3 protein-coding genes and 1 pseudogene are annotated in these 3,554 nt (G+C 73.9%); all 4 read left to right on the top strand.

The features are described 5' to 3' along the window. A pseudogene (locus tag PROKR_RS23895) lies at positions 1-1,195 on the top strand (serine protease); the annotation flags it as partial. A 164-nt stretch (positions 1,196-1,359) separates the two neighbouring features. Further along, positions 1,360-2,139, top strand: a complete 780-nt coding sequence (locus PROKR_RS23900) for a hypothetical protein (RefSeq protein WP_036968564.1) — start codon at positions 1,360-1,362, stop codon at positions 2,137-2,139. Then, positions 2,136-2,756, top strand: coding sequence for a hypothetical protein (locus tag PROKR_RS30995; RefSeq protein WP_051433297.1), 621 nt, complete (start codon positions 2,136-2,138; stop codon positions 2,754-2,756). The genes PROKR_RS23900 and PROKR_RS30995 overlap by 4 nt, the downstream gene beginning before the upstream one ends. Further along, positions 2,753-3,487 carry a hypothetical protein gene (locus tag PROKR_RS23905; RefSeq protein ID WP_036968567.1) on the top strand — a complete coding sequence of 245 codons (735 nt, stop codon included), beginning with the start codon at positions 2,753-2,755 and terminating at the stop codon, positions 3,485-3,487. Before PROKR_RS30995 ends, PROKR_RS23905 begins: the two co-directional genes overlap by 4 nt. Positions 3,488-3,554 lie beyond the last annotated feature (67 nt).

Raw genomic sequence — 3,554 nt, forward strand, 5'->3', positions numbered from 1 at the left:
CGGCGCGCGCGTGCTGTTCGTGGTGCACGACGGCGCCGGGCGGCTGGCGCCGTGGGACGAGTCGCCGTGGATCCCCGGCGAGCCCGCCCCGCTGACGGTCGCCACGCTGACCTCCGGGCAGGGTGCGGAGCTGCTGCGGTCGCTGGACGGGCGCCGGCCGGAGGTCACGGTCTCGTCGCACCCCACGACCGGGTACACCTACGACGTGGTGCACCACTGGACGGGCGCCGTGCCGGCCCGGCCCACGTGGACCTCGGACAGGGGCGACCTGGCCCGGGTGGACATGTCGTTCCGCAACTACCGCCAGGGTCCCGCGCTGGAGGCCCGGTTCGACGTCTGGCACGGCTGGACGGCGGGCAACCAGCTCGTCGCGACCGCCCAGGGCGAGCGGACCGACTGGGTCGCGGCCGACGTGCCGTGGACGCAGAGCGCGTACCTCCCGGGCGAGATGGGGCAGGAGAACGTCGACGTGCTGGAGTACAAGGCACGCACGACCAGCGACGTGACGTGGTTCGGGCCGGTGCTGCGCCCGCGCATGTCGGCGCTGGGCTCCCAGCCCCTCCGCTACCTGGACCAGATGTACGTGCCGGTGCCGGGCTGGGGCGACTCGGGCAGCGGGCACGTCGGTGCCACGGGCGGCGGCAACTTCGACGTCCGCAACCGGGCGACGCTCTACCAGGGCGACACCGAGCTCCTGTGGGGCAACGCCGAGTTCCTGCCCGTGACCGGCGGCCTGCCGGCCGAGCGCCTGCCGTACCGGGTGGTCGCCGACAACGACCGCGCCGACTGGGCGGGACCGTACTCGACGCACACGCTCACCGAGTGGGACTTCATGTCGGAGGCGAGCGGGCCCGACGCCGTCGAGCCGCTGCCGCTGATCCAGGTCGACTACGGCGTGGACACCGACCTGGCGGGACGGGCGTCCCGCACGGCCCGGCTGACGGTGACGCCGTCGCACCTGCCCGGGATCGAGGCCCGGGTGGGGCGGCCCACGGTCGAGGTGTCGTACGACGACGGGGCGACCTGGCAGCGGCTCGACCTCACGCGGGACCGGCGGTCGCACGGGCCGGACGCCTGGTCGGCCCGGCTCTCGGCGCCGCGGGGCGCGCAGTTCGCGACCCTGCGGACAGTCGTCGAGGACAGTGACGGCAACACCGTGTCGCAGACGCTGACCAGGGCGTTCGGCCTGCGCTGACGCCCGGGGCTTGTCCAGGAGGTGCACTTCTACCCAGCGATCTGGCCCGGAAACCGCGTGTTCTCCGGCCAGGTCGCTGGGTAGGCGGACGGCGCGCGGAGCCCCGCCGAGCCCCGTGGACTTTCGCCCGGTTGGTCCGTGATGCACCGCTACGATCGTGCGCCATGAAGCATGCCCGCAACGGCGGCCCCGACATCGCGTTCCGGGTGGGCCGCCGCGTCGTCTCGGCCGTCGCCGACGACATGTCGACGATGCAGCGCGTCGGCGCCGGCGTCGTCGCCGCGCTCGTGGCCGTCACCCCGTTCGGGGCGTGGAGCAAGGTCGAGGCGCAGGCCGACCCGGTCGTGGCGGGCGCCGCCATCGAGGTGGGCCCGTTCGACCTGACCGTCGTGCGCGCCGTGAAGACCGGCGACCTCGGCTACCTCACGCCCGCGCCGGGCAACCACATGCTCGCCCTCGTCGTGGACGTGACCAACACCAGCGACGTCCCCGAGTACAGCAGCACGCTGGGCAGCGCGATCCCCGCACCGAAGGGTGTCGACGTCGTGCCCCAGGAGTCGCTGACCGACCTCGCTGCGGACCTGGGTACCGATCTCGGCACGGACGCCGGGGCCGAGCCGGGGGCCGAGCCGTCCGCGAGCGCCTCGCCCGAGGCCAGGGAGGCGCCCGAGCTGCCGCCCGCGACCATCGTCAACGTCGCCGACGCGACCACGGTGCGCATCCTCAACCCGGGCGTCACCTACCAGGTCGCGCTGATCTGGCAGCAGAGCGACGAGTTCACGGGCGACGAGATCCCGGTCGAGGTGGTGGGGCTGGATTGGATCGACGAGAGCCGGCTGACCCTGGACAACGGGTACTGGCTGCCCGCCGACGTCGCGTTCCAGGGCGACATCCCGCTCAAGGACAACACCGACCGGACCGCGGCCCCGGAGGACCAGCAGTGAGGCACGGACGCCGCCTGATCACGTGGAAGGGCTCGCTGCTCGTCGTCGGCGGCGTGGTCGCGGGCTGCGCGCTCGTCGCCACGGTGCCGCAGGAGGCGGTCGTGGAGACGCCGTTCGTGGTCGAGGGCGCCGTCGGCGAGACCCTCGACCTCACGTACGCCGACCTCACGGTGACCGAGGTCCGCGTGGCCGACACCCTGGAGAGCTTCTCGGAGACCGCGCAGGCGGGCGGCACGTTCGTCGTGGTCGACGCGACCTGGCGGGCCACGCAGGGCGCCACGTCGTTCCTGGGCGCCGAGATCGCCGACACCGAGGGCCGGGTGTTCTGGCCCACCGACCAGGCCGGCTGCTCGACGTCGGCCAAGGCTCAGCCGGGCTACGCGTGGCACGTCACGTACTGCTTCGACGTGCCGAAGGACGCGCTCGCGGGCGCGACGGTACGCCTGGCGCGCGGCGGGCAGGCCGAAGAGTACGCGGGCCAGCGGCGGGACGCCGCCGGCGTCGTCGACCTGGGCATCTCCGCCGCGGACGCGAGGGAGCTCTGGGACGCGACCGAGACCGTGACGACGGAGTCGCCGGGCTACGCCACGGCGCGTGCGGAAGGTAGTGAGGAATGACGACGCTGGTGACCCCGGCGGTGCCAGGCCCCGGTCAGGACCCGTACCCGAGCCTGCCGCCCGGCGGCGCGCCGAGCCTGCAGCCGGGCCTGCTGCCCGGTTCCCTGCCGCCCGACGTCCCGGCGGCCGGGCGGCCCAGGGGCTGGTGGCGGCGCAACGCCGTCTGGCTGGTGCTGCTGCCGATCGCGGTCGTGGTGACCACGGCGGCGTCGTCGTTCCGGGTGTGGGCGTTCTGGTGGCCGGACGGCGTGCACTACGAGTCCCAGCGGGTCGCCCTCGGCGAGCCGGCGCACCTGGCGAGCGAGTACCTCGACATGGGCTTCGACGTGCCGGAGCGGGCGAACACCTACGTGCTGCGGGAGCTCGACGTGACGGTCACGGGCGTCGAGCAGGTGGACGAGCTGCCGGAGCCGGCGTACGGCATGCCCGTGGAGATCCCCGAGGGGTCGGTCGCGTACGAGGTGCGGCTGCACTTCGCCGCCGAGCTCCGGACGGACCTGTCGCTCTGCACGATCGCCCTCGTGTCCGACGACGGCACGCGCTACGGCGAGGCTTCGCCGGACGTGCTGGGCAACTCCAACCGGTGCCTGCCCGACGGCGCCGACGGGTTCGTGAGCGAGCAGCCCGAGTGGGACGTGAGCTCGTTCGTGCTCGTCGACCCGGACGCGACGATCGAACAGGTGCGGCTGTCGTTCGGGGGGCCCGACTACCTCGCGGTCGAGCTGCCGTAGCGGGTCCTGCCTGCCGCGACCCTGCCCGCCGCGGCTCCGCCTAGGCGGGGCGCGCGACGACGCGGTT

The organism is Promicromonospora kroppenstedtii DSM 19349 (genome assembly GCF_000515355.1).
Taxonomy (GTDB): domain Bacteria; phylum Actinomycetota; class Actinomycetes; order Actinomycetales; family Cellulomonadaceae; genus Promicromonospora; species Promicromonospora kroppenstedtii.

Excerpts from the sequence above, each read along its gene's own strand:
- PROKR_RS23900 (WP_036968564.1), top strand. The coding sequence starts at position 1,360 with ATGAAGCATGCCCGCAACGGCGGCCCCGACATCGCGTTCCGGGTGGGC.
- PROKR_RS23905 (WP_036968567.1), top strand. The coding sequence starts at position 2,753 with ATGACGACGCTGGTGACCCCGGCGGTGCCAGGCCCCGGTCAGGACCCG.